Below are 23,069 nucleotides of genomic sequence, written 5' to 3'. Positions count from 1 at the left end.
GGTCGACCCCGCGAAGGTCGTGACCCTCGCGGTATCGTCTGCAGTGTCCCCACACTGCCTGTCAGCGCGCGCGCCACTCTCCCAAACGCCCCCGCAAACGGGCTGCGCACTGGCTATGCAACTGGCTGACACGCGATTCGCTGACCCCCAGGACCTCACCGATTTCCTTGAGGTTCAGCTCTTCGTCGTAGTACAGCGCCAGGACCAGGCGCTCACGCTCCGGCAAGTTGGCAATGGCTTCCGCCAGTGCGCCCTGGAAACGTTCATCTTCCAGGTCGCGTGACGGTTCCATATGCGCACTCGCGCCGTCCTCGTGCAGCCCTTCGTGTTCGCCGTCCTGCAACAGGTCGTCGAAACTGAACAGGCGGCTGCCCAAGGTATCGTTCAAAATCCCGTAATAATCATCGAGACTCAATTGGAGTTCGGCCGCAACTTCGTGATCTTTAGCGTCGCGACCGGTTTTTGCTTCAATTGAGCGAATTGCGTCACTGACCATCCGCGTATTGCGGTGCACCGAACGCGGCGCCCAATCCCCTTTACGCACTTCATCGAGCATCGCGCCACGTATGCGAATACCCGCATACGTCTCGAAACTGGCGCCCTTGCTCGCGTCGTACTTGGTCGACACTTCGAGCAGGCCGATCATGCCGGCCTGGATCAGGTCTTCGACCTGCACACTGGCCGGAAGGCGCGCCAGCAGGTGATAGGCAATGCGCTTGACCAGCGGCGCATAGCGCTCGATCAATTCGCCCTGGCTGTCGCGTGCCGATTTTTTATAGAGGTTGTAGCCGCTGGATGTCATAGCACAGGACCCGCGCTTGTCTGATGCACCAATCGCTCGACGAAGAACTCCAGATGCCCACGCGGGTTGGCGGGCAGCGGCCAGGTATCGACCTTCTGGGCAATCGCCTTGAATGCCAGCGCACACTTGGAACGCGGGAATGCTTCGTAGACCGCACGCTGTTTTTGAACAGCCTTGCGCACGCATTCGTCGTAGGGAACTGCGCCAACGTATTGCAGGGCGACATCGAGAAAACGATCCGTGACCTTGGTCAGCTTGGCGAACAGGTTGCGCCCTTCCTGCGGGCTCTGGGCCATGTTGGCCAGCACGCGGAAGCGGTTCATGCCGTAGTCACGGTTAAGCAGTTTGATCAGGGCGTAGGCGTCGGTGATCGAAGTGGGCTCGTCGCACACCACCAGCAGCACTTCCTGCGCGGCGCGCACAAAGCTGACCACGGACTCGCCGATGCCGGCGGCGGTGTCGATCACCAGTACGTCGAGGTTGTCGCCGATATCGCTGAACGCCTGGATCAGGCCGGCATGCTGCGCCGGGCTCAGGTGCACCATGCTCTGGGTGCCGGAGGCAGCCGGCACGATGCGGATCCCGCCGGGCCCCTGCAGCAGCACATCGCGCAGCTCACAGCGCCCTTCGATCACATCGGCAAGGGTATGTTTGGGGGTCAGCCCCAGCAGAACGTCCACGTTCGCCAGGCCCAGGTCAGCGTCCAGCAGCATGACGCGACGGCCAAGCTCTGCCAGGGCCAGGGACAAATTCACTGACACGTTAGTTTTCCCGACGCCACCTTTGCCGCCGGTCACCGCGATCACCTGTACGGGATGCATGCTGCCCATTTTATTTCTTTACCTTGTCTTGCTTAGACGCAGGCTACATGGCTTGGCCGCTTGAATCGCTTGCAGACCATCGATGTAGGTACATTTCACGGTGTTCATCCTGCCTCAACCGACCCGTTTTGCCGGGTTGTGGTAAAGGTCGGCGAACATATCAGCCATCGCTTCCTCGCTAGGCTCGTCTTGCATTTGCACACTCACGGCACGGCTGACCAACTGATGACGACGCGGCAGATGCAGATCATCCGGGATTCGCGGGCCGTCGGTCAGGTAGGCGACCGGTAATTCATGACTGATTGCCAGGCTCAGCACTTCGCCCAGGCTCGCGGTTTCGTCGAGCTTGGTGAGGATGCAGCCGGCCAGACCGCAGCGCTTGTAACTGTGATACGCAGCGGTAAGAACCTGTTTCTGGCTGGTGGTTGCAAGCACCAGGTAATTTTTCGACTTGATCCCACGGCCGGCCAGGCTTTCCAACTGCATGCGCAACGCCGGGTCGCTGGCTTGCAGGCCGGCGGTGTCGATCAGCACCACGCGCTTGCGCAGCAGCGGGTCGAGGGCGTTGGCCAGGGACTGGCCCGGGTCGACGTGGGTCACCGGCACATTGAGAATGCGGCCGAGGGTCTTGAGCTGTTCCTGGGCGCCGATACGGTAGCTGTCCATGCTCACCAGCGCGATGTTGTTGGCGCCGTACTTGAGCACGTAACGGGCGGCCAGCTTGGCCAGGGTGGTGGTTTTGCCCATGCCGGCAGGGCCGACCATGGCGATCACACCGCCCTCTTCGAGGGGTTCGATTTCCGGGGTGGCGATCATCCGCGCCAGGTGCGCCAACAGCATGCGCCAAGCCTGACGGGGCTCCTCGATGTTGCCGGTCAGCGCCAGCAGGTCGCGCGACAGCGGGCCGGACAGGCCGATGCGTTGCAGGCGACGCCACAGGTTGGCCTGTTGCGGCTTGCTGCCTTGCAACTGGTTCCAGGCCAGCGAGCCCAGTTGTACTTCGAGCAGTTCGCGCAGGCCGTTGAGTTCAAAGCGCATCGAATCGAAGACGCGCTGGTCGACGGCGGCAGCCGGGGCCGGTGCGGCAGGACGCGGCGGCTCAACGAAAGTCGGCTCCACCAGCGGCTCGGCAGCGGTCAGCGGCAGGCCGGCGAACAGCTGGCGATTGGTGGTGGTGTCGCTGTCGCCGCGCATGCTCAGCTCGGCCTGGGCCGACACAATGCGCGAGGCGGTTTTGCGCAGCTCGTCTTCGAGTTCCATGTTCGGCACGCGTGGCGCCAGGGCCTGGGGGGTGTAATCCAGGGCAGCCGTCAGCTCCACACCGCCGGCGATGCGGCGGTTGCCGATAATGGCAGCATCGGCGCCCAGCTCATCACGCACCAGTTTCATGGCCTGACGCATATCGGCGGCGAAAAAACGCTTCACTTGCATAACCCACTACCTCAGCCGTTGGGCCCTACTGTCGCGACGATAGTCACTTGCTTATTGTCAGGAATTTCCTGGTAAGCCAACACGTGCAAATTCGGTACTGCCAGGCGTCCAAACCGCGACAACATCGCTCGGACCGGGCCTGCCACCAGCAAAATCACCGGTTGGCCTTGCATTTCCTGGCGCTGTGCGGCGTCGATCAACGAACGCTGCAGTTTTTCAGCCATGCTTGGCTCCAGCAGAACGCCCTCTTCCTGGCCTAATCCTGCCTTCTGAATACTATTTAGCAAAATCTGTTCCAACCTTGGCTCCAGGGTGATAACAGGCAGCTCGGAGTCAAGCCCTACAATGCTTTGCACGATTGCGCGGGACAATCCGACGCGCACCGAAGCCACCAGCGCGGCGGTATCTTGACTCTTGGCAGCGTTGTTGGCGATAGCCTCGGCAATGCTGCGAATGTCGCGTACCGGTACCTGTTCGGCCAGCAGCGCTTGCAGCACCTTGAGCAGCTGCGACAACGAGAGCACGCCCGGCACCAGCTCTTCGGCGAGTTTTGGCGAGGCCTTGGCCAGCAACCCCATCAATTGCTGGACTTCCTCGTGGCCGATCAGCTCGTGGGAGTGTTTGTAGAGGATCTGGTTGAGGTGGGTAGCAACTACGGTGCTGGCGTCCACCACGGTGTAACCGAGCGATTGCGCCTGGCTGCGCTGGCTGACTTCGATCCACACCGCGTCCAGGCCAAAAGCCGGATCTTTGGCGGTGATGCCGTTGAGGCTGCCGAACACCTGGCCCGGGTTGATCGCCAGCTCACGGTCCGGGTAAATCTCGGCTTCGGCGAGAATCACGCCCATCAGGGTCAGGCGGTAGGCGCTGGGGGCCAGGTCGAGGTTGTCACGGATGTGCACGGTAGGCATCAGGAAGCCCAGGTCCTGGGACAACTTCTTGCGCACACCCTTGATCCGCGCAAGCAACTGGCCACCCTGGTTGCGGTCCACCAGAGGAATCAGGCGGTAGCCGACTTCCAGACCGATCATGTCGATCGGGGTCACGTCATCCCAGCCCAGCTCCTTGGTTTCCTGGGCGCGGGCCGGGGATGGCAGCAATTCCTGCTGGCGCGCCACCTCTTGCAGGGCCTGCACCTTGACCGCGTTCTGTTTTTTCCAGAACAGGTAGGCACCGCCACCCGCCAGGGCCGCCATGGTCAGGAACGACACGTGGGGCATGCCCGGCACGATCCCCATGATCGCCATGATGCCCGCCGCCACGGCCAGGGCCTTGGGCGAGGCAAACATCTGCCGGCTGATCTGCTTGCCCATGTCTTCGGAGCCCGAAGCACGGGTCACCATGATGGCTGCTGCTGTGGATAACAACAGTGATGGCAATTGCGCCACTAAACCGTCACCGATGGTCAGCAAGGCGTACACCTTGCCGGCATCGCCGAAGGTCATGCCGTGCTGGAAGATACCCACGGCCATGCCGCCGATGAGGTTGATGAACAGAATCAGCAGGCCGGCGATGGCGTCGCCACGCACAAATTTGCTCGCACCGTCCATGGAACCGTAGAACTCGGCTTCCTGGGCCACTTCCAGGCGGCGGGACTTGGCCTGGTTCTGGTCGATGAGGCCGGCGTTGAGGTCGGCGTCGATTGCCATCTGTTTGCCGGGCATGGCGTCGAGGGTAAAGCGCGCGCTCACCTCGGAAATACGCCCGGCACCTTTGGTCACGACCACGAAGTTGATGATCATCAGGATCGCGAACACCACGATACCGACCACGTAGTTACCGCCGATCACCACCTCACCGAATGCCTGGATCACCTTGCCGGCGGCGGCATGGCCGTCCTGGCCGTGCAGCATCACCACACGGGTGGACGCAACGTTCAGCGCCAGCCGCAGCAGGGTCGCCACCAGCAGGATAGTGGGGAACACGGCAAAATCCAGCGGCCGCAGCGCGTATACGCACACCAGCAACACGACCACGGACAACGCGATGTTGAAGGTGAAGAACACGTCGAGCAGAAACGGCGGCATCGGCAACATCATCATTGCCAGCATCACCAGCAACAACAACGGCACACCCAGATTGCCCCGCGAAAGGTCAGTCAGGGTCGTACGGGCCGTGCCGAACATTTGAGAGCGATCCACCACCGGTATTCCTCGTAACGTAAAGCAAACTTTTGACGCCAGGAGGCGACTTGCAGGCGGTATTGCAAGAAGCTGTCCAACTTTGGTTTTGGCAACAGGATCAAAAATACGGAAGGGGGCATGCTTCCGATAGTCGTGGGTCAGTCCACCGCTGGAGTGACTGATCCATCGCTATCGGGAGCAAGCCCCCTCCCACATTCTGGTTTGTGTAAAGACTGGATGTGCGCCGCTGGCGCCTTGCGTCATCAAGGTTTTGGTGTGGCTGATCCGATCGGCGGCAGCGCGTACAGACCTTGGGGTCGATGGATCATTTGGAATTCCATTTGCTGGCCAATCGAAAACTCAATCCCCCCCCAATCACTCTTGTTTACGAATACGTCACCGAACCAATGAAACGCCGGAATCACCCACTCGGCCCTGACCGGATCGTAGGATTTGACAGTACCTCTATACACCTTCAATACCGCTCTCCCTGTATATAGCTCACAACCTGTGTACGGTTTCTACTGCAATGGAACCGCGCAAAAGCGCTGCTGACTACTGTCAAAGTTGACAGGTAGACGCAACCCAATAACGAGTGGTGGCGATGTAAAAATGCGACACAGTGGGAACCACGCAGCCTCAGGAATCGCGCCGCAGCTCCGGCGGAATCGGCAAGTCCTTGAGCGGGTCCGGCCGTTTGCCCTTGCCCGCGCGGTATTGGCGGATCTGGTAGACATAGGCCAGAACCTGCGCCACAGCCAGGTACAGGCCGGCGGGAATTTCCTGGTCCAGGTCGGTGGAGTAGAAGATCGAGCGCGCCAGCGCCGCCGACTCCAGCAGCAGGATGTCGTTGGCCACGGCAATTTCACGGATTTTCAGCGCAGTAAAGTCGCTGCCCTTGGCCAGCAGCATTGGCGCGCCGCCTTTCTCCGGGTCGTATTTGAGCGCTACGGCGTAGTGGGTCGGGTTGGTGATGATCACGTCGGCGTCGGGCACCGAGGCCATCATCTTGCGCTGGGACATTTCACGCTGCAGCTGGCGGATGCGCTGCTTGACCTCCGGCCGCCCTTCCTGGTCCTTGTGTTCGTCGCGCACTTCCTGCTTGGTCATCAGCAGTTTCTTGTGGCTCTCCCACAGCTGAATGGGCGCGTCCACCGCCGCAATGATGATCAGCCCGGCGGACATCCACAGCGCGCTCCAGCCCACCAACTGCAAGCTGTGAATGATCGCCGACTCCAGCGGCTCGTGGGCGATGCGCAGCAGGTCGTCGATATCGGACGACAACACCGCCAGCGCCACGAACAGAATCAGGATGAATTTGGCCAGGGCCTTGAGCAGTTCCACCAGCGCCTTGGCGGAAAACATGCGCTTGAGCCCTGCCCCCGGGTTCATGCGGCTGAACTTGGGCGCCATGCTGCTGGCGGCGAACAGCCAGCCGCCCAGGGCCACCGGGCCAATCAGCGCGGCCAGCATCAACGTGATCAGGATCGGCTGCACTGCCAACAGCGCGATCTTGCCCGAGTGCATCAGGTACTGGCCCATGGCATCGGGATTGAGCAGCACCTCGCGCGGCAGGCTGAAGTTGTATTTCATCAACTCCAGCAAATCCAGGGCCAGGCCGCCGCCATAGATCAACAGGGCGCCAGAACCGGCCATCATGGTCGCGACGGTGTTGAGCTCCTTGGAACGGGCGATCTCGCCCTTTTCCCGGGAGTCCTTTTTGCGTTTCTCCGTGGGGTCTTCTGTCTTGTCCTGACCACTCTCGCTCTCGGCCATGGCTCAGCGCGCCCGTGCCAGGTCACGTAAAAACTGCAGGGCGTCGGTCGCCAGCGGTTGATACTGATTGAGAATGTCAGCCAGGCCGACCCAGAAAATCACCATGCCCATCACCAGGGTCAGCGGGAAGCCGATGGAGAAAATATTCAACTGCGGCGCCGCACGCGTCATCACGCCGAACGCGATGTTCACCACCAGCAATGCGGTGATCGCCGGCAGCACCAGCAACAGCGAGGCGCCCAGCACCCAGCCGAGGCGCCCCACCACTTCCCAGAAATGATTGACCACCAGCCCCGAGCCCACCGGCAAGGTGGTGAAGCTTTCGGTCAGCACCTCGAACGCCACCAGATGGCCGTTCATGGCCAGAAACAGCAAGGTCACCAGCATCGTCAAAAACTGCCCGATCACCGCCGCCGAGACGCCGTTGGTAGGGTCGACCATGGACGCGAAGCCCATGCCCATCTGGATCGAAATGATTTGCCCGGCGACCACGAAGGCCTGGAAGAACAGGGTCAGGGAAAAGCCCAGCATGGCGCCGATCAGCACCTGCTCGGCGATCAGCAGCAAGGCGCTGAGGTCGAGTGCGTTGACCGGCGGCATCGGCGGCAAGCCGGGAACGATCACCACCGTGATGGCCACCGCAAAGTACAGTCGCACACGACGGGGAACCAGGGTGGTGCCGAACACCGGCATCGCCATCAGCATCGCTGTGACGCGAAACAGCGGCAGGATGAACGAGGCCACCCAGGTACTGATCTGCGTGTCGGTCAGCGCCAGCAGCGATTGCATGGGCTCAGCCGATCAACTGCGGAATACTGCCGTACAGCTGCAGAATGTATTCCATGAAGGTTTGCACCAGCCACGGGCCGGCGACGATCAGCGTGATCAGCATCACCAGCAGGCGCGGCAGGAAGCTCAGGGTCTGTTCGTTGATCTGGGTCGCGGCCTGGAACATCGCCACCAGCAGGCCCACCAACAGGCTCGGCACCACCAGCACGGCGACCATCATGGTGGTCAGCCACAACGCATCACGGAACAGGTCGACCGCTACTTCTGGCGTCATGGCCTCATACCCCTCCGAAACTACCGGCCAGAGTGCCGATTATCAGCGCCCAGCCATCCACCAGCACAAACAGCATGATCTTGAACGGCAACGAGATGATCAGCGGCGACAGCATCATCATGCCCATGGCCATCAGCACACTCGCCACCACCAGGTCGATGATCAGGAACGGGATGAAGATCATGAAGCCGATCTGGAATGCGGTCTTCAGTTCCGAGGTGACGAACGCCGGCACCAGGATGGTCAGCGGCGCCTGATCCGGTGTCGCAATGTCGGTGCGCTTGGACAGGCGCACGAACAGCTCAAGGTCGCTGGAGCGGGTCTGCGACAGCATGAAGTCCTTGATCGGGCCCTGGGCCCTGTCGATGGCGACCTGAGGCGTGATGGTCTCGGCCAGATAAGGCTGCAGGGCCTGCTGGTTCACCTTGTCGAACACCGGCGCCATGATGAACATGGTCAGGAACAGCGCCATGCCGGTGAGGATCTGGTTCGACGGCGTCTGCTGCAGGCCCAGGGCCTGGCGCAGGATCGAGAACACAATAATGATCCGCGTAAAGCTGGTCATCAGCATGACGAACGCCGGGATAAAACTCAGCGCGGTCATGATCAGCAAAATCTGCAGGCTGACCGAATATTCCTGCGCGCCGGCCGCGTTGGTGCCCAGGGTGATCGCCGGGATCGACAACGGGTCGGCGCCCAGCGCCAGTGGCGCGACCAGCAACAGCATGAGCGTCAATAAAACGCGCATTACTTCTTATCCTTCTGATCCTTGCCCAGCAACTCCATCAGGCGCTGAGCGAATTCCGGCGTGGCAGGCGTGGACGAGTCCACGTTCACCGGGTTCTTGAGCACGTGCAGCGGGGTGATGCGGCCCGGCGTGATGCCCAGCAAAATCTGTTCGCCACCGACCTGCACCAGCACCAGCCGGTCACGCGGTCCGAGCGCACGTGCGCCGATCATCTCGATCACCTGGCCATTGCCCGGGCCGATGCGCTGCATGCGGCGCATCACCCAGGCCAGCACAAAGATCAGCCCCACCACCAGCAGCAACCCCAGCACCAGTTGGGTCAGTTGCCCGCCGACACTGCTGCCGACCACGGGCGCGGCCGCCTTCGCCACGGGTTCGGCCGCGAGGGCGCTCAATGGCAGCGCCAGACACAGTCCCGCCAGTGAATACTTCATGTCAGCGCAGCTTCTTGATGCGTTCGCTCGGGCTGATCACGTCCGTCAGGCGGATGCCGAACTTTTCGTTGACCACCACCACCTCGCCATGGGCGATCAGCGTGCCGTTGACCAGCACGTCCAGCGGCTCACCGGCCAGGCGGTCCAGCTCGATCACCGAGCCCTGGTTGAGCTGCAGCAGGTTGCGGATGTTGATTTCGGTGCTGCCCACTTCCATGGAGATCGACACCGGAATGTCGAGGATCACGTCCAGGTTGGGTCCGTCGAGGCTCACCGGGTCATTGTTCTTCGGCACGCTGCCGAATTCTTCCATTGGCAGGCGCTTGCCGGCCGGCGCGGTGGCGGCATCGGCGGCCAGCAGCGCGTCGATATCGTCCTGGCCGACATCGCCGGTTTCTTCCAGGGCCGCTGCCCATTCGTCAGCCAGGGCCTGGTCTTCGGCGGAAGTGTTTTCGTGTTCGGTAGCCATTACATGTCCTCGGCGAAGCAAACATTCATAAAAAGAGGGGGGATCAGCGCCGGTTGATCGGCTCGATCACCTGCAGCGCCAGGTTGCCCTTGTGGGAACCGAGCTTGACCTTGAACGACGGCACGCCGTTGGCGCGCATGATCATTTCTTCCGGCAGCTCGACCGGAATCACGTCGCCGGGCTGCATGTGCAGAATATCGCGCAGGCGCAACTGGCGACGGGCCACGGTGGCGCTCAGGGGTACGTCGACGTCGAGCAAATCTTCGCGCAGGGCCTTGACCCAGCGTTCGTCCTGGTCGTCCACGTCGGACTGGAAGCCCGCGTCGAGCATCTCGCGCACCGGTTCGATCATCGCGTACGGCATGGTCACGTGCAGATCGCCGCCGCCGCCATCGAGTTCGATGTGAAACGTCGACACCACAATGGCCTCGCTCGGCCCGACGATGTTGGCCATGGCCGGGTTCACTTCCGAGTTGATGTACTCGAAATTGACCTCCATAACGGCCTGCCAGGCTTCCTTCAAGTCGATGAAGGCCTGCTCCAGCACCATGCGCACCACGCGCAATTCGGTAGGGGTGAATTCGCGGCCTTCGATCTTGGCGTGACGGCCGTCGCCACCGAAGAAGTTGTCCACCAGCTTGAACACCAGCTTGGCGTCGAGGATGAACAGCGCAGTGCCGCGCAACGGCTTGATCTTGACCAGGTTGAGGCTGGTGGGCACGTACAGCGAGTGCACGTACTCGCCGAACTTCATCACCTGCACGCCACCCACCGCCACGTCAGCCGAACGGCGCAGCATGTTGAACATGCTGATGCGGGTGTAGCGGGCGAAACGTTCGTTGATCATCTCCAGGGTCGGCATGCGCCCACGGACGATGCGATCCTGGCTGGTCAGGTCATAACTTTTGACGCTGCCGGGCTCGGCAGCCATTTCGGTCTGTACCAGACCATCGTCCACGCCATGCAGCAGCGCATCGATTTCATCCTGGGACAGCAGGTCCTGCACGGCCATGTCGTGATCCTACTGCAATACGAAATTGGTGAAGAGCACTTGCTCGACGGCGACTTTGCCGAGCTCCTTCTGAGAAACTTCCTGCACGCTGGCGGTGACTTTCTGGCGCAGCATTTCCTGGCCAACCGGGGTTACCAGGCTGTCGAAGCTCTGTGCGGATAACAGCATCACCAGGTTGTTGCGGATCACCGGCATATGCACCTTGAGTGCATCCAGGTCCGCCTGGTTACGCGCCAGCAGCGTCATGCTCACCTGCAGGTAGCGTTGACGGCCGTTCTGATTGTAGTTGGCGACAAAGGCCGGCAGCATCGGCTCGAAGATAGCCGGTTGCTTGACGTTGGTGGCGGTCTCGGCGGCAGGGGCCGGTTTGCTGGCACTGCTGTGCATGATGTACCAGGTGCCGCCTACCGAAGCACCAATGGCCAGGAGCAGGCCCAGGACAATCATCAGGATAAGCTTGAGTTTGCCCTTGCCCTTGACCTTGCCTTCGGGTGCTTGTGCTGCGTCTTCGCTCTTCGCCATGCCAATAATCCGTCACTATTCGGGGATTCATAGATCTACGGAAAGGCAAGAGCAAGTGTTATGCCAGAATTGTCTAGTAGACAGGCACATGGCCTTGTGAGAGGGGGCTTGCTCCCGACAGCGTTGGGTCATTGCCACATACAGTGACTGACACACGGCTATCGGGAGCAAGCCTCCTCCCACATTCAAGCGGCATATGGCCGAAATCAGGCGTAGTAATCGACCGCGCTGGAGCCGATCACGCTGGTCGTTACGGGCGCGACAGCGGCGCTCACGTCAGCCTGCTCAGCCACATCGCCACGGCCACCCCGCCCCCCGCCGCCACTCACGCCGCGCATCTGGCTCTGTTGTTGCTGTTGCTGCTCCTGGCCACGGGACTGGTCGGACACGTTCACGTCCACCTGGCCCATGCCCTGCTGGGCGAACATCTCGCGCAGCCGACCGGACTGGCTTTCCAGCGCTTCACGCACCACAGCGTGACCGCTCATGAACGTCACCTGGGCCTGCTGGTCCGGTGTCATGTTGACCTTGATATCCAGGCGCCCGAGCTCGGCCGGTTGCAGCTGGATCTCGGCCGACTTGAGGTTGGCACTGGAGAGGTACATCACGCGGTTGACCACTTCTTCGGTCCAGCCGCTCTGGTGCATCGCCAGCGGTGCGTTGGCTACCGGCGGCAGCGCATTGGCGGTTTTCGGCGTGGCAGCCTGGGTCAGCGCGGCCAGGCGATCGGCGAAGTTATCGACCCGTGTATCGCTGCCGGCGTTTTTCAGGTCCTTGAGGCCGTCATCGATCAGCGCACCGAACGCCTTCTCGCCGCCCTGATGGGTGCTGTCTTTGGCGGCTTGCTGGTCCACCAGGGTGGCCATGCCGGCGGCGAAGGTCTGCGCAGCGCTAGGCTGATCCTGGGTGGTGGTCGGTGCGCCCTTCTGCGGCGCCTGACTGGTGGCCGACACGTGACCGCCCTGCTCCATCGCCAGGCGCACGGCGGGCATGTCGTCCAGCGGGTCGGCGGCGGGGTCGAAGGCAGGCTTGGCGGCATCGGTTGCCGCGACAGGTGCAGCGACTGCGGGTTGCGTCTTGTCAGCCTTGTCAGCCTTGTCGGGCTTGGCGGCAACCGGGGCCGGGGTTTCCGGCGGCACCGGCACAGCCACCACCGGCGTGAGCGTGGCCACCAGCGCCGGGTCGACCACCGGATCGGCCGCTGGCTGTTGTGCCTGGGCCGCGTCGGTGGGTTTGTCGTCGTCGCTGCTGGCGCTGTCGTCGGACTTGGCCGGCGGCGTGGCAGGCAAGGGTTTGCCGCTATCGGCAACCGCCGGCGTGTTGGCGGCAGGTTTGTCGCTGTCGGCAACGGGCTTGGCCGGGCTCTCGGCGGGCTTGTCCCGCGCGGGTTTGGCCGGGCTGGCGTCGGGCTTGGCGACTGGTTTGGGCGCCTGGTTGGCGAACACTTGAGCGAAGCCAGGGCCTTTGTCCCGTGGGTCCGCCGTCACTGAAGGTGAAGGAGCGACGGGCGCTTGAGGCTTGGCCGCAGGGGCAGCCTGAAGGAGGGAGTTGGGGGCGACTGGCATAAGTAGGGTCTCCAACTGCATGGGGGTCGTGGGATGCAGTTGTGGAGATATAGCAAGAGTTGGGCCAGGTTGGTTTGCTTGGGTGCATATCCGTTATTTGGGTGATGACTACGCGATCCCTGGCCCGCCAGCGTGGTTGACGGGCGCCCAGCCAAAGCAAAGCAGATCAAAGCCGTGTGATATCCATCAGACAAATGGAAATCCAAATGTGGGAGGGGGCTTGCTCCCGATGGCAGTGGGTCAGCTACCCATAAGCTGACTGACACTCAGCCATCGGGAGCAAGCCCCCTCCCACATTTTGTACAGCGTTCGACAAACCATTCGCGCTCTTGCTTTTGATCTGGGCGCCCCGTCAAACACGCAGGGCCAGGGATGGTCCATCCGCGCCGTAGGGCGCGCAACGCCAATCACCCCACAAAAACCCGCCGAAGCTCTCCCTCATACATCGCCCGAACCAAAGCAAACTCCCGGTCAATCTGATCCACCAACGTCCCAAGATCCCCCACCGATGCCATTTCCAACCGCTGACACAACAAGGCCAACCGCACCGCGCCCAGATTCCCGCTGCTCCCCTTGAAACTGTGCGCAATCTGCCGCAACGCCTGCGCATCACCACGCGCCATGTGCAACGCCTTCACCCGCTCTTCGGAGTCAAGCAAAAAGGTATCCAGCAAGCGCGGATACTCCCCCTCCATCACCTCCTGCAAACCCGCCAACACCTGCGGGTCCATATGAACATCAACCACTTGCTCGCTCCTTGATCAAGAATCGCCGGATTATGCCAGAGCCTCCCAGCAAAACTCCACGCAGACACTGCGCCCGCCATCAGACCAGCCTACAGCGCTGCACAATTGGCGTACCAGGCTGAGCCCCCGGCCAGACAGACGGTCGATATCCAGCGGCCGCGCCAGTACCTGCTCCACGTCAAACCCCTGGCCACTGTCTTCGACGCGCAAGCTCAGGGTACCGCCGGTGTCAGTGGGCACCACCTGCACATGCACACGCACAAACCCGCTGTCCAGTTGTGTCAGTCGCTCGTTGCGCAGGCGGTAATACTGCGCAAACCCCTCGGCATCGCGCTTTAGCCGCGAGTCCAGCCCCAGCACGCCGTGTTCCAGGGCATTGGAATACAGCTCGGCCATCACGCTGTAAAGCGCCCCGCTCTGCTCGCGCAGGCCGTGGATTTCCAGCAGCAATTGCAGCAGATAGGGCAACGGGTTGTAGCGTTTGAGGGTGTCGGCGCGAAACTCGAAGCTCACCGACCAGTCCAGCGGGCAAGACTGGCCGCTGTCGGCGTACAAAGGACCGGTTGCGCGCAGCGACTGTCCGGCCTGCAGAGTGATTTCCACCATGCTGATGTCATCGCGCACCTGGCCGCGAAACGCTGCCAGCGCCTGCTCGATGTCTTCAAACAGGCGGTCTGGCTCGCGATTGGCGGCAAACACCTGCAGCAAGCGCTCGGCGCCAAATAATTGTTCGTTGGCATCGGCGGTGTCGAGCACGCCGTCGGACAGTAAAAACACGCGGTCACCCAGGGCCATCGGCCAGACTTCGGTGCGGTCGTCAAACTGCTCCGCCGACAGCACGCCCAAGGGTAAATGGCGTGACATCAACGGCGTGCGCTTGCCCGTGGCGACCTCGTGCACATAGCCCTCGGGCATGCCGCCATTCCACACCTCCACCGCACGCCGCTGGGTGCTCAGGCACAGCAGCGTGGCGCAGCAGAACATGTCCGCCGGCAGGATGCGCTTGAGCTTGGCGTTCATCTCGCGCAGGGTCTGGGCCAGGCCGTAGCCCTTGGCGGTCATGCCATAGAACACTTCCGCCAGCGGCATGGCGCCCACCGCCGCCGGCAGGCCATGACCGGTGAAGTCGCCGAGCAGCACATGCATGTCACCCGACGGCGTGTAGGCCGCCAGCAGCAGGTCGCCGTTGAACAATGCATAGGGCGATTGCAGATAGCGAATGTTCGGCGCCGCGTTGATGCAGCCGGAATGGGCCACCTTGTCGAACACCGCCTTGGCCACCCGCTGCTCGTGCAACAGGTACTCATGGTGTTTGGCGATCAGGTCGCGCTGCTGCAACACCGTGGCCTGCAGGCGACGCAGGCGGTCCATGGCGTTGATCTTGGCCGCGAGGATCACCGGGTTATAGGGTTTGGCCAAAAAGTCATCGCCGCCAGCGTCCAGGCATTTGGCCAGGGCTTCGCTTTCGCGCAGGGAGGTGAGGAAAATCAGCGGCACCAGCGCTTCGCCCGCCAGTTGCTTGATCCGCCGCGCAGCCTCGAACCCATCCATCACCGGCATCAGCGCGTCCATCAACACCAGGTGCGGGCGTTCACGGGTAAACACCTGCACCGCTTCAGCACCATTGGTGGCGGTGAGCACCTGATGGCCCTGACGGCGCACGATGGTCGACAGCAACAGCAGGTCGGCGGCGCTGTCTTCGGCGATCAGAATCGTCAGCGCCTCAAGGACAGGGGCCTGGACACTCATTCGATATCGAACAGTTTGTCGAAGTTGGAGATGGCGAGGATCTTGCGCACGTCCGAACTGCTGTTGATCACACGGATATAGGCCTTGTCGCCCCCCGCATGGTCGCGCAGCAGCAGAAGCATGCCCAGCGCCGAGCTGTCCATGTAGGTGGTTTCCTTCAAGTCCACCACCACCGTCTCGGGCTTGGGGTAAACGCCTTCATAGACGTTGCGAAAATCCTGGTGGCTGCTGAAATCGAAGCGGCCCTTGATCGCAATCGTCAACGTCTTCCCATCCATGGATACTTTTTTTTCGACCGACATTTAACTGCTTCCTTGTCATGGGTAAATGTGACACAGGTTTAGCAGTTGAATGGAATCCGAGCAACACAGCAAATCAATCGCGGGAGGGGTTTGTCCCCTATTTAGAACGGGGATTGGCGGGGAAGACGTTGCGACAGCTCATCGAGCAGCTTCTGCTCACGCTTGTCTTCCAGCGCGCGCGCTTCGTCGATGTAGCGCTGCACCAGTTTGCGCAGACCCTCGACCCGGGCATAGGCGGCTTGCCAACTTTCACGCGCCTTGTCGAGGTTGTTCTGGTGCCAGGCCAGGCTCTGGCGTTGCTGACCGACGGCGGTTTCCAGCTGGTTGAGAAAGCCCTGGTAACCCATCAGCCACTGGCCGGACACGCCCTTGCTGCCACGGTCGATCCACTGCTGCTGGTACTCGCTGCGAAAGCGTTCAAGGTCGCCCAGCTTGCTTTCGGCCAGACGCACCTGGCCCTGGAAATAACCCAGGCGCTGCACCGCGGCTTTTTCGGCCTTTTCGGCCATCTCCACCACCGGCGCAAGGCGTGCAGAACGCGAATTGGCCATGGCTTAACCGCCTGGCGCCGGGGCGAAGATCGACTGCAAGTGAGCCTCGCTTTCGCCCATGCTGATGTTGTCGTTGAGGCCCTGGCGCAGGTAGGTCACCAGTTGCGGTTGCAGGGCAATCGCCAGGTCGGTCTCGCGATCGCCACCGGCCACGTAGGCACCCACGCTGATCAGGTCGCGGCTCTGTTGATAGCGCGACCACAGTTGCTTGAATTGCTGGGCGCGGGCCATGTGCTCCGGCGTTACCACCGATGGCATCACCCGGCTGATGGAGGCTTCGATATCGATGGCCGGGTAGTGCCCTTCCTCGGCCAGGCGCCGGGACAGCACGATGTGGCCGTCGAGCACGCCCCGCGCCGAGTCGGCAATCGGGTCCTGCTGGTCATCGCCTTCGGACAAAACCGTGTAGAACGCCGTGATCGAGCCGCCGCCCGCCTCGGCATTACCGGCGCGCTCCACCAGCTTGGGCAACTTGGCGAATACGGACGGCGGGTAACCCTTGGTCGCCGGCGGCTCGCCGATGGCCAGGGCAATTTCCCGCTGGGCCTGGGCAAAACGCGTGAGCGAGTCCATCAGCAACAGGACATTCTTGCCCTTGTCGCGAAAATATTCGGCGATGCGCGTGCAGTACATGGCGGCGCGCAAGCGCATCAGCGGCGCATCGTCGGCCGGCGATGCGACCACCACCGAGCGCTTGAGGCCTTCCGGGCCCAGGCTGTGCTCGATGAACTCCTTGACCTCGCGGCCACGCTCGCCGATCAGCCCCACCACGATGATGTCGGCCTCGGTAAAGCGCGTCATCATGCCCAGCAGCACCGATTTACCCACCCCGGTACCGGCGAACAGGCCCAGACGCTGGCCGCGCCCGACCGTCAATAAACCGTTGATGCTGCGAATGCCCACGTCGAGCGGCTGGCTGATGGGGTTGCGATTGAGCGGGTTGATCGTGGGCCCGTCCATCGGCACCCAGTCTTCGGCCTTCATGCCACCCTTGCCGTCGAGCGCACGGCCGGCGCCGTCGAGCACGCGGCCAAGCATGCTCATGCCCATCGGCAGGCGGCCGGTGTCGGCCAGCGGCACCACGCGGGCGCCGGGGGCAATGCCGGCAACGCTGCCGACCGGCATCAGGAACACCTTGCTGCCGGAGAAGCCCATTACTTCAGCTTCGACCTGCACCGGGTGGTAGCTGTCGTCGTTGATCACCAGGCAACGGCTGCCCATGGCGGCGCGCAGGCCCTCGGCTTCGAGGGTCAGGCCGACCATGCGCAGCAGGCGCCCTTCAAGAATCGGCTGGCCGGGCAGCTGTGTGGCCTCGGCGTAACTGCCCAGGCGCTTGGCGAAGCTGGTACGGTCAAGGCGCATCCGGGCGGTCCAGGTCGATGCTGATATCGGGTTCGCCCGGGTTCATGGCCTGTTCGTGCTGCTGGTCGAGCAACTTGGCCATGATCTGGCTGATGCGGGTTTCCACCGTGGCATCGATGCGGCTGTGCTCGGTCTCGACCCGGCAGCCGCCGGGCTGCAGCGCGGCGTCCTCGACGATGCGCCAGGTTTCTTCATGGCGCTCGCGCAAGGCTTTGACCTGCTCGAAATCCTGCGGGTTGATGTACAGCCGCACATTGCCGACGCCCAGGGGCAACAATTTGAGCGCTTCGCGCATCACGCCTTCGATCTGGCTGGAGTCCAGCACCAGTTCGCGCTGGATCACCTGGCGCGTGATGTGTTGCACCAGTGCAACCATGGATTTTTCGATCTGCGCATCCTGCCCGGCAATCGGCTCGAACAGCCCGTTCATCAGGCGTTCCAGGCTGGCGAGCTGGACGCCCAGCGCCACCTCGGCCTCCTGGCGCACCTTGAGGGTGGTGCTGCGAAAACCGTCCTTTTCGCCTGCCGCGAAGCCTTCGTTGTAAGCCTCCTGGCGGATGGCTTCCAACTCTTCGAGCGTCAGCGGCTGGACTTCGTCCAACGGCACTTCTTCCATCTCCGCCGGGGTTTCCAACACCGGTGCGGGTTCGGGCTCGGGCACATGCGGGTCGAAGCTGGGCAACGACCAGATGTCGAACCCGCCCACGTCCCGCGCGCGAATCAGGTCGCTGGGCGTTTCATCTTTGCTCGACATGGACAGCGCCTTAGATCATTTCTTCGCCGCCCTTCCCACCGAGAACGATTTCTCCGGCTTCGGCCATACGGCGGGCAATCGTGAGGATTTCCTTCTGCGCAGTTTCGACGTCGCTGACGCGTACCGGACCCTTGGCTTCGAGGTCGTCGCGCAGCAGTTCGGACGCGCGCTTGGACATGTTCTTGAAGATCTTCTCCTTGACGTTCTCGTCGGAGCCTTTGAGCGCCAGCACCAGCACATCCGAAGACACCTCACGCAGCAACGCCTGGATGCCACGGTCGTCAACATCGGAGAGGTTGTTGAACACGAACATCAGGTCTTCGATCTGGCCGGACAGGGTGTCGTCGATCTCGCGGATCGAGTCCATCAACTGGCCTTCGACCGAGCTGTCGAGGAAGTTCATGATATCGGCCGCGCGCTTGATGCCGCCCAGGGTGGTGCGCGAGGCATTCGAATTGCCGGAGAACTGCTTCTCCAGAATCGTGTTGAGTTCTTTCAGGGCCGCCGGCTGCACAGTGTTCAGCGACGACACGCGCAAGATGATGTCCAGGCGCACTTTATGGTCGAAGTGGCCGAGCACTTCACCGGCCTGGTCCGGGTCCAGGTACGCGACGACGATGGCCTGGATCTGTGGGTGTTCGTAGCGGATCACGTCGGCCACCGCGCGCGGTTCCATCCACTTGAGGCTGTCCAGGCCGCTGGTGTTGCCGCCCAGCAGGATGCGGTCGATCAGGCCGTTGGCCTTGTCTTCGCCGAGCGCCGAGGTGAGCATCTTGCGGATGTAGCTGTCGGAGCCGACGCCCAGGCTGGTCTGGTCGCCGACAATCTCGACGAACTCGCTCATCACCTGTTCGACTTGCTCACGGTGCACATTGCGCATCTGCGCCATGGCCACGCCCACGCGCTGGACCTCTTTGGGCCCCATGTGACGCAGCACCTGGGCGGCGTCGGTTTCGCCCAGCGACAGCAGCAGCACGGCGGCTTTGTCGACTCGGGAGAGCTTGGCAACAGCGGCTCGATTATCACTCATCTGCGTTGATCCACTCTTTCACGACCTGGGCCACACGGCCCGGGTCTTCTGCTACCAGACTCTTGATTGCGTTCAGCTGAGCGTCATAGCCTTCGCTCGGGCTGGGCAACAGGATGCTTTGCGGGCCGCCGAGGCTGACGCGGTCGTTGGCCAGTTCGCCGTCCAGGCCGCCCATGCCACCCAACTCGACGTCGCCACCGGCCAGGGCCAGTTGTTTCTTGCCGTTGCCGGTGATGTTGTTGAGCACCGGACGCAGCACACCGAACACCAGCACCAGGATGAACAACACCCCCAGCACTTGCTTGACGATGTCCCAGAACCACGGCTGGGTGTAGAACGCCGCTTCAGCGATGACTTCGCCACGCTCGGCGGAGAACGGCATGTTGATCACGCTGACGCTGTCGCCACGGCTGGCGTCGAAACCAACGGCATCCTGTACCAGGCGGGTGAAGCGCGCCAATTCATCGGCGGTCCACGGCGCACGGGTCACGGCACCGTCGGCAGCGTTGACCTTGACCTGGTCATCGACCACTACCGACACCGACAGGCGATTGATGCGGCCCTGCTGCTGCTTGGTGTGGCTGATGGAACGGTCGAGTTCGAAGTTCTTGGTGGACTGGTTACGCTTGTCCGCCGGGTACGGCGCGAGCATCGGCTGGCCGGTGGCCGGGTCCATGATCTGCTGGCCGTTGGCGTCGAGCAGCGGCTGCCCGGCGGCAATGGCGCCAGCGGTGGCGGCGGCGCCACCGGTGGTTTGCGGGGCGGTGGCCGGGGTCGGTGGCTGGTTGCTCAGGGCACCCGGCACACCTTGCGGGCCGCTGCTGGCGGTACGTTGCTCGCTGGTCGATTGCTCGCTGCGCAGCGCTGGCTGGTCCGGGTTGAACTGCTCGGACGTCGACTCGACAGCGCTGAAGTCCACGTCGGCGGAGACTTCGGCCTTGTAGCGGTCGTTGCCCAACACCGGTTGCAGGATGTTGTGCACCCGCTGGGTGAGCATGCTTTCCATGCGGCGGCTGTAGTCGAACTGCTTGCCGGCCTGGGTCAGCGCGGAGTTTTCGGCCATGTCCGACAGCAGGTTGCCCTTCTGGTCGACCACGGTGATTTGCGACTTGCTCAGTTCGGGAACGCTGGTGGCCACCAGGTTGATGATCGCCAGTACCTGGCCAGGCTCCAGGGAGCGGCCGGAAAACAGCTCAACCAGTACCGAGGCGCTGGGCTTGCGCTCGTCACGCACGAACACCGAGCTTTTCGGAATCGCCAGGTGCACACGGGCGCCCTTGACGTTGTTGAGGCTGGAGATGGTGCGCGCCAGTTCGCCTTCAAGGCCACGACGGTAGCGCGTGGCTTCCATGAACTGGCTGGTGCCCAGGCCCTGGTCCTTGTCGAGGATTTCGAAACCGATGTTGCTGTCGGACGGCGTCACGCCGGCGGCGGCCAGCTTCATGCGGGCACGGGCCACGTCATCGGCCTTGACCAGCAAGGCGCCGGAGTTGGGTTCTACGGTGTAGGCGATGTCGGCGGCGGCGAGGGTTTCCATGATCTGCTTGGAATCCATGCCCGCCAGGCTGCCGTACAGCGGACGGTAATCGGGTTGCTGCGACCACAGCACCACGGCAAAGCCAATCGCCACGCTCGCCGCCAGGCCGACCATCAGGCCGACCTGACGCAGCATGGTCATTTCCGAGAGGTTTTCCAGGAACGACAGGCCAAACAGCGGCGGCTTGCCACCTGCTTTGGCGGGTACGTTGTCGGTGACTGCTTCTGCCATGACTTAACTCTCGCCCTTAAACCGGCATCTGCATGATGTCTTGGTAAGCCTGAACCACTTTGTTACGCACTTGGGTCAAGGCTTGAAAGGAAACGCTGGCCTTTTGCGAAGCGACCATCACATCGGTGAGGTCCACGCCGCTTTTGCCGATTTCGAATGCGGTGGCCAACTGGCTGGAGGCTTGCTGGGTGTCGCTGACCTTGTTGATGGCCTGACCAAGCATGTCGGCAAAATTGCTTTGGCCCAATTCCGGCACGGGTGCGACGGATTTCGGCCGGGCCATGGCATCCATTTGCATGGAGCGCATATCCAACATCAACCGATTGAACTCAATACCCTGGCTCATGACCTTCTCTCTCCGACAACCCGCAAATTTTTGACACTACGCAGCAGTTATCAGGGGTAGGTGCAACAAGGGTGCCAGCTCTGGAGCAACTCGTAAGAAAAGGCGACAAAGGCGGTCGGACTATATTTCACCCAGTCATTGACGAGGACGACTCCTGTGGCGAGCGGGCTTGCCCCGCGTTGGGGTGCGAAGCGCCCCCAATCGAGCAAAACGCGGTGTACCTGATACGGCTCAGCGCCTGGCTTTGGGGCTGCTGCGCAGCCCAACGCAGGGCAAGCCTGCTCGCCACGGGGCTGAGCAAACCTGTGCAGGGTTGAGTCAGGTGGCGAAGAGGTAGGCTTCGACGTCCATGCCGGCGTCGCGCATCTGCGCCAGCTTGTAGCGCAGGGTGCGCGGGCTGATACCGAGGCGCTCGGCGGCCTCTTTGCGGCGGCCGCGCTCGGCACGCAGGGTGTCGATGATCATCTGGAATTCACGGCGACGCAGGTCGTCACCCAGCGCGCCCGCCGATTCGGCTTCGGCGACAACGGGCGCGGGCGCCAGGCTCGGCAACGGCGCCGCGCCCGTGCCAGTGGCCAGGCAGAAATCCTGCGGCTGGATCAAGCCGCCCTGCTGCAGGATCAACGCACGCTGGATTGCGTTGTCCAGTTCGCGCACATTACCCGGCCACGGGTAGCCGATCAGACACGCCTGGGCCTCGGCCGACAGCCGCGCCTGGGCGTGCTTCATTTTTTTGACGTGGTTGCGCAACAGGCGCTCGGCCAGCGGGATGATGTCCGCCGGGCGTTCGCGCAACGGGCGCCAGGCCAGAGGGAATACCGACAGCCGGTAGAACAGGTCTTCACGAAAGCGCCCCGCCGCCACTTCACCCGCCAGGTCGCGGTTGGTGGTGGCGACCACGCGAATATCCAGCTGAATCGGCTTGCGCGCGCCCACCCGCTCCACTTCACGCTCCTGCAATACCCGCAGCAGCTTGGCTTGCAGGCCCAGGGGCATTTCCGAGATTTCATCGAGCAGGATGGTGCCGCCGTCTGCCTGCTCGAACTTGCCAGCCTGGGCCGCGATGGCACCGGTGAACGAGCCCTTTTCGTGGCCGAACAGGGTGGCTTCGAGCATGTTGTCGGGGATCGCGGCGCAATTGATCGCGATAAACGGTTGTTTGGCGCGGCTCGATTGCTGGTGGATATAGCGCGCCAGCACTTCCTTACCGGTGCCGGACTCGCCCGAGATGAGCACGGTGGAGTCGCTGCGCGCTACACGGGCGGCCAGTTCCAACAACTGGGCACTGGCCGGCTCGAAGGCAATCGGGCCCTCGCCGTCGGGATTGGAAATAACGCCAAGGGCGTGCCGGGCAACCAGTTCGATCAGCGCCTTGGGCTCGAACGGCTTGACCAGATAATCTGCCGCGCCCTGGCGCATGGCGTCCACCGCACGCTCGACGGCGCCGTGGGCGGTCATCAGCAGCACCGGCAATTGCGGGTGGCGCGCGCGCAGCAGGCCGAGCAACTGGTGACCGTCCATGCCGGGCATGTTCACGTCGCTGACCACCAGACTGAAAGCCTCCTGTTCCACGGCCGCCAAGGCTTCTTCGGCAGAACCGACCGCGCAGTAGTCATGGCCCGCCAGCAGCAGCGTGTCAGCCAATGCCTCACGCAGAGCGCGATCGTCTTCCACCAACAAAACCTTGATAGACAT

Annotated in this window: 23 protein-coding genes; all 23 read right to left on the bottom strand. The window is 62.4% G+C overall.

Annotated elements, in window-relative coordinates; all coding sequences use genetic code 11:
- Positions 1-61: 61 nt before the first annotated feature.
- The 23 genes from fliA to LUB09_RS02955 all read right to left on the bottom strand — a co-directional run bounded on the left by fliA (position 62) and on the right by LUB09_RS02955 (position 23,069).
- A complete protein-coding gene (fliA, locus tag LUB09_RS03065) occupies positions 62-802 on the bottom strand; it encodes an RNA polymerase sigma factor FliA (RefSeq protein ID WP_057008163.1) in 741 nt (246 codons plus the stop codon).
- Entirely contained in the window at positions 799-1,632 is an 834-nt protein-coding gene (fleN, locus tag LUB09_RS03060) for a flagellar synthesis regulator FleN (RefSeq protein WP_003192912.1), read from the bottom strand. The genes fliA and fleN overlap by 4 nt, the downstream gene beginning before the upstream one ends.
- A gap of 105 nt (positions 1,633-1,737) precedes the next feature.
- The gene (gene flhF, locus LUB09_RS03055; protein ID WP_209983437.1) at positions 1,738-3,054 is read right to left on the bottom strand and encodes a flagellar biosynthesis protein FlhF; all 1,317 of its coding nucleotides are present in this window, start codon (positions 3,052-3,054) and stop codon (positions 1,738-1,740) included.
- 11 nt (positions 3,055-3,065) lie between these two features.
- The gene (gene flhA / locus LUB09_RS03050) at positions 3,066-5,180 is read right to left on the bottom strand and encodes a flagellar biosynthesis protein FlhA (protein WP_245229258.1); all 2,115 of its coding nucleotides are present in this window, start codon (positions 5,178-5,180) and stop codon (positions 3,066-3,068) included.
- A gap of 636 nt (positions 5,181-5,816) precedes the next feature.
- Positions 5,817-6,953 (bottom strand): flagellar biosynthesis protein FlhB, encoded by a 1,137-nt coding sequence (gene flhB, locus LUB09_RS03045; RefSeq protein WP_209983441.1) that lies wholly within the window; start codon positions 6,951-6,953, stop codon positions 5,817-5,819.
- Between the two features lie 3 nt (positions 6,954-6,956).
- Positions 6,957-7,742, bottom strand: a complete 786-nt coding sequence (gene fliR, locus LUB09_RS03040) for a flagellar biosynthetic protein FliR (RefSeq protein WP_209983443.1) — start codon at positions 7,740-7,742, stop codon at positions 6,957-6,959.
- 4 nt (positions 7,743-7,746) lie between these two features.
- Positions 7,747-8,016, bottom strand: a complete 270-nt coding sequence (gene fliQ, locus LUB09_RS03035) for a flagellar biosynthesis protein FliQ (RefSeq protein ID WP_209983445.1) — start codon at positions 8,014-8,016, stop codon at positions 7,747-7,749.
- A gap of 4 nt (positions 8,017-8,020) precedes the next feature.
- Entirely contained in the window at positions 8,021-8,764 is a 744-nt protein-coding gene (gene fliP, locus LUB09_RS03030) for a flagellar type III secretion system pore protein FliP (RefSeq protein ID WP_003236875.1), read from the bottom strand.
- Positions 8,764-9,198 carry a flagellar biosynthetic protein FliO gene (gene fliO, locus LUB09_RS03025; RefSeq protein ID WP_209983447.1) on the bottom strand — a complete coding sequence of 145 codons (435 nt, stop codon included), beginning with the start codon at positions 9,196-9,198 and terminating at the stop codon, positions 8,764-8,766. The genes fliP and fliO overlap by 1 nt, the downstream gene beginning before the upstream one ends.
- Before the next feature lies 1 nt (position 9,199).
- Complete coding sequence (gene fliN / locus LUB09_RS03020; RefSeq protein WP_057008168.1) at positions 9,200-9,667, bottom strand: flagellar motor switch protein FliN; 468 nt, start codon at positions 9,665-9,667, stop codon at positions 9,200-9,202.
- Between the two features lie 43 nt (positions 9,668-9,710).
- Complete coding sequence (gene fliM / locus LUB09_RS03015) at positions 9,711-10,679, bottom strand: flagellar motor switch protein FliM (RefSeq protein ID WP_209983449.1); 969 nt, start codon at positions 10,677-10,679, stop codon at positions 9,711-9,713.
- 9 nt (positions 10,680-10,688) lie between these two features.
- Positions 10,689-11,201, bottom strand: coding sequence for a flagellar basal body-associated protein FliL (gene fliL / locus LUB09_RS03010; protein ID WP_209983451.1), 513 nt, complete (start codon positions 11,199-11,201; stop codon positions 10,689-10,691).
- A 206-nt stretch (positions 11,202-11,407) separates the two neighbouring features.
- The gene (locus tag LUB09_RS03005) at positions 11,408-12,766 is read right to left on the bottom strand and encodes a flagellar hook-length control protein FliK (protein WP_231421586.1); all 1,359 of its coding nucleotides are present in this window, start codon (positions 12,764-12,766) and stop codon (positions 11,408-11,410) included.
- A 407-nt stretch (positions 12,767-13,173) separates the two neighbouring features.
- A complete protein-coding gene (locus tag LUB09_RS03000; protein ID WP_209983455.1) occupies positions 13,174-13,512 on the bottom strand; it encodes an Hpt domain-containing protein in 339 nt (112 codons plus the stop codon).
- A gap of 30 nt (positions 13,513-13,542) precedes the next feature.
- On the bottom strand, positions 13,543-15,261 hold the full coding sequence (locus LUB09_RS02995) for an ATP-binding SpoIIE family protein phosphatase (protein ID WP_209983457.1): 1,719 nt from the start codon (positions 15,259-15,261) through the stop codon (positions 13,543-13,545).
- Entirely contained in the window at positions 15,258-15,563 is a 306-nt protein-coding gene (locus tag LUB09_RS02990; protein ID WP_209983459.1) for an STAS domain-containing protein, read from the bottom strand. Before LUB09_RS02990 ends, LUB09_RS02995 begins: the two co-directional genes overlap by 4 nt.
- Before the next feature lie 101 nt (positions 15,564-15,664).
- A complete protein-coding gene (gene fliJ / locus LUB09_RS02985) occupies positions 15,665-16,114 on the bottom strand; it encodes a flagellar export protein FliJ (protein WP_209983461.1) in 450 nt (149 codons plus the stop codon).
- A 3-nt stretch (positions 16,115-16,117) separates the two neighbouring features.
- On the bottom strand, positions 16,118-17,476 hold the full coding sequence (fliI, locus tag LUB09_RS02980) for a flagellar protein export ATPase FliI (protein ID WP_231421585.1): 1,359 nt from the start codon (positions 17,474-17,476) through the stop codon (positions 16,118-16,120).
- Entirely contained in the window at positions 17,466-18,230 is a 765-nt protein-coding gene (gene fliH / locus LUB09_RS02975) for a flagellar assembly protein FliH (RefSeq protein ID WP_231421584.1), read from the bottom strand. The genes fliI and fliH overlap by 11 nt, the downstream gene beginning before the upstream one ends.
- Positions 18,231-18,240: 10 nt before the next feature.
- A complete protein-coding gene (gene fliG / locus LUB09_RS02970) occupies positions 18,241-19,260 on the bottom strand; it encodes a flagellar motor switch protein FliG (protein WP_003230967.1) in 1,020 nt (339 codons plus the stop codon).
- Positions 19,253-21,028: a flagellar basal-body MS-ring/collar protein FliF gene (gene fliF, locus LUB09_RS02965; protein ID WP_209983466.1), complete on the bottom strand. Its 1,776-nt coding sequence runs from the start codon at positions 21,026-21,028 to the stop codon at positions 19,253-19,255. Before fliF ends, fliG begins: the two co-directional genes overlap by 8 nt.
- Before the next feature lie 16 nt (positions 21,029-21,044).
- Positions 21,045-21,374: a flagellar hook-basal body complex protein FliE gene (fliE, locus tag LUB09_RS02960; protein WP_003230964.1), complete on the bottom strand. Its 330-nt coding sequence runs from the start codon at positions 21,372-21,374 to the stop codon at positions 21,045-21,047.
- 318 nt (positions 21,375-21,692) lie between these two features.
- The gene (locus tag LUB09_RS02955; protein ID WP_209983469.1) at positions 21,693-23,069 is read right to left on the bottom strand and encodes a sigma-54-dependent transcriptional regulator; all 1,377 of its coding nucleotides are present in this window, start codon (positions 23,067-23,069) and stop codon (positions 21,693-21,695) included.

Origin of the sequence: Pseudomonas sp. Leaf59, assembly GCF_920984685.1 — a bacterium.
In the GTDB taxonomy this organism is placed as follows: domain Bacteria; phylum Pseudomonadota; class Gammaproteobacteria; order Pseudomonadales; family Pseudomonadaceae; genus Aquipseudomonas.
Note: the sequence above shows the minus strand (reverse complement) of the source record. Positions and strands in the feature narration are given on the sequence as shown.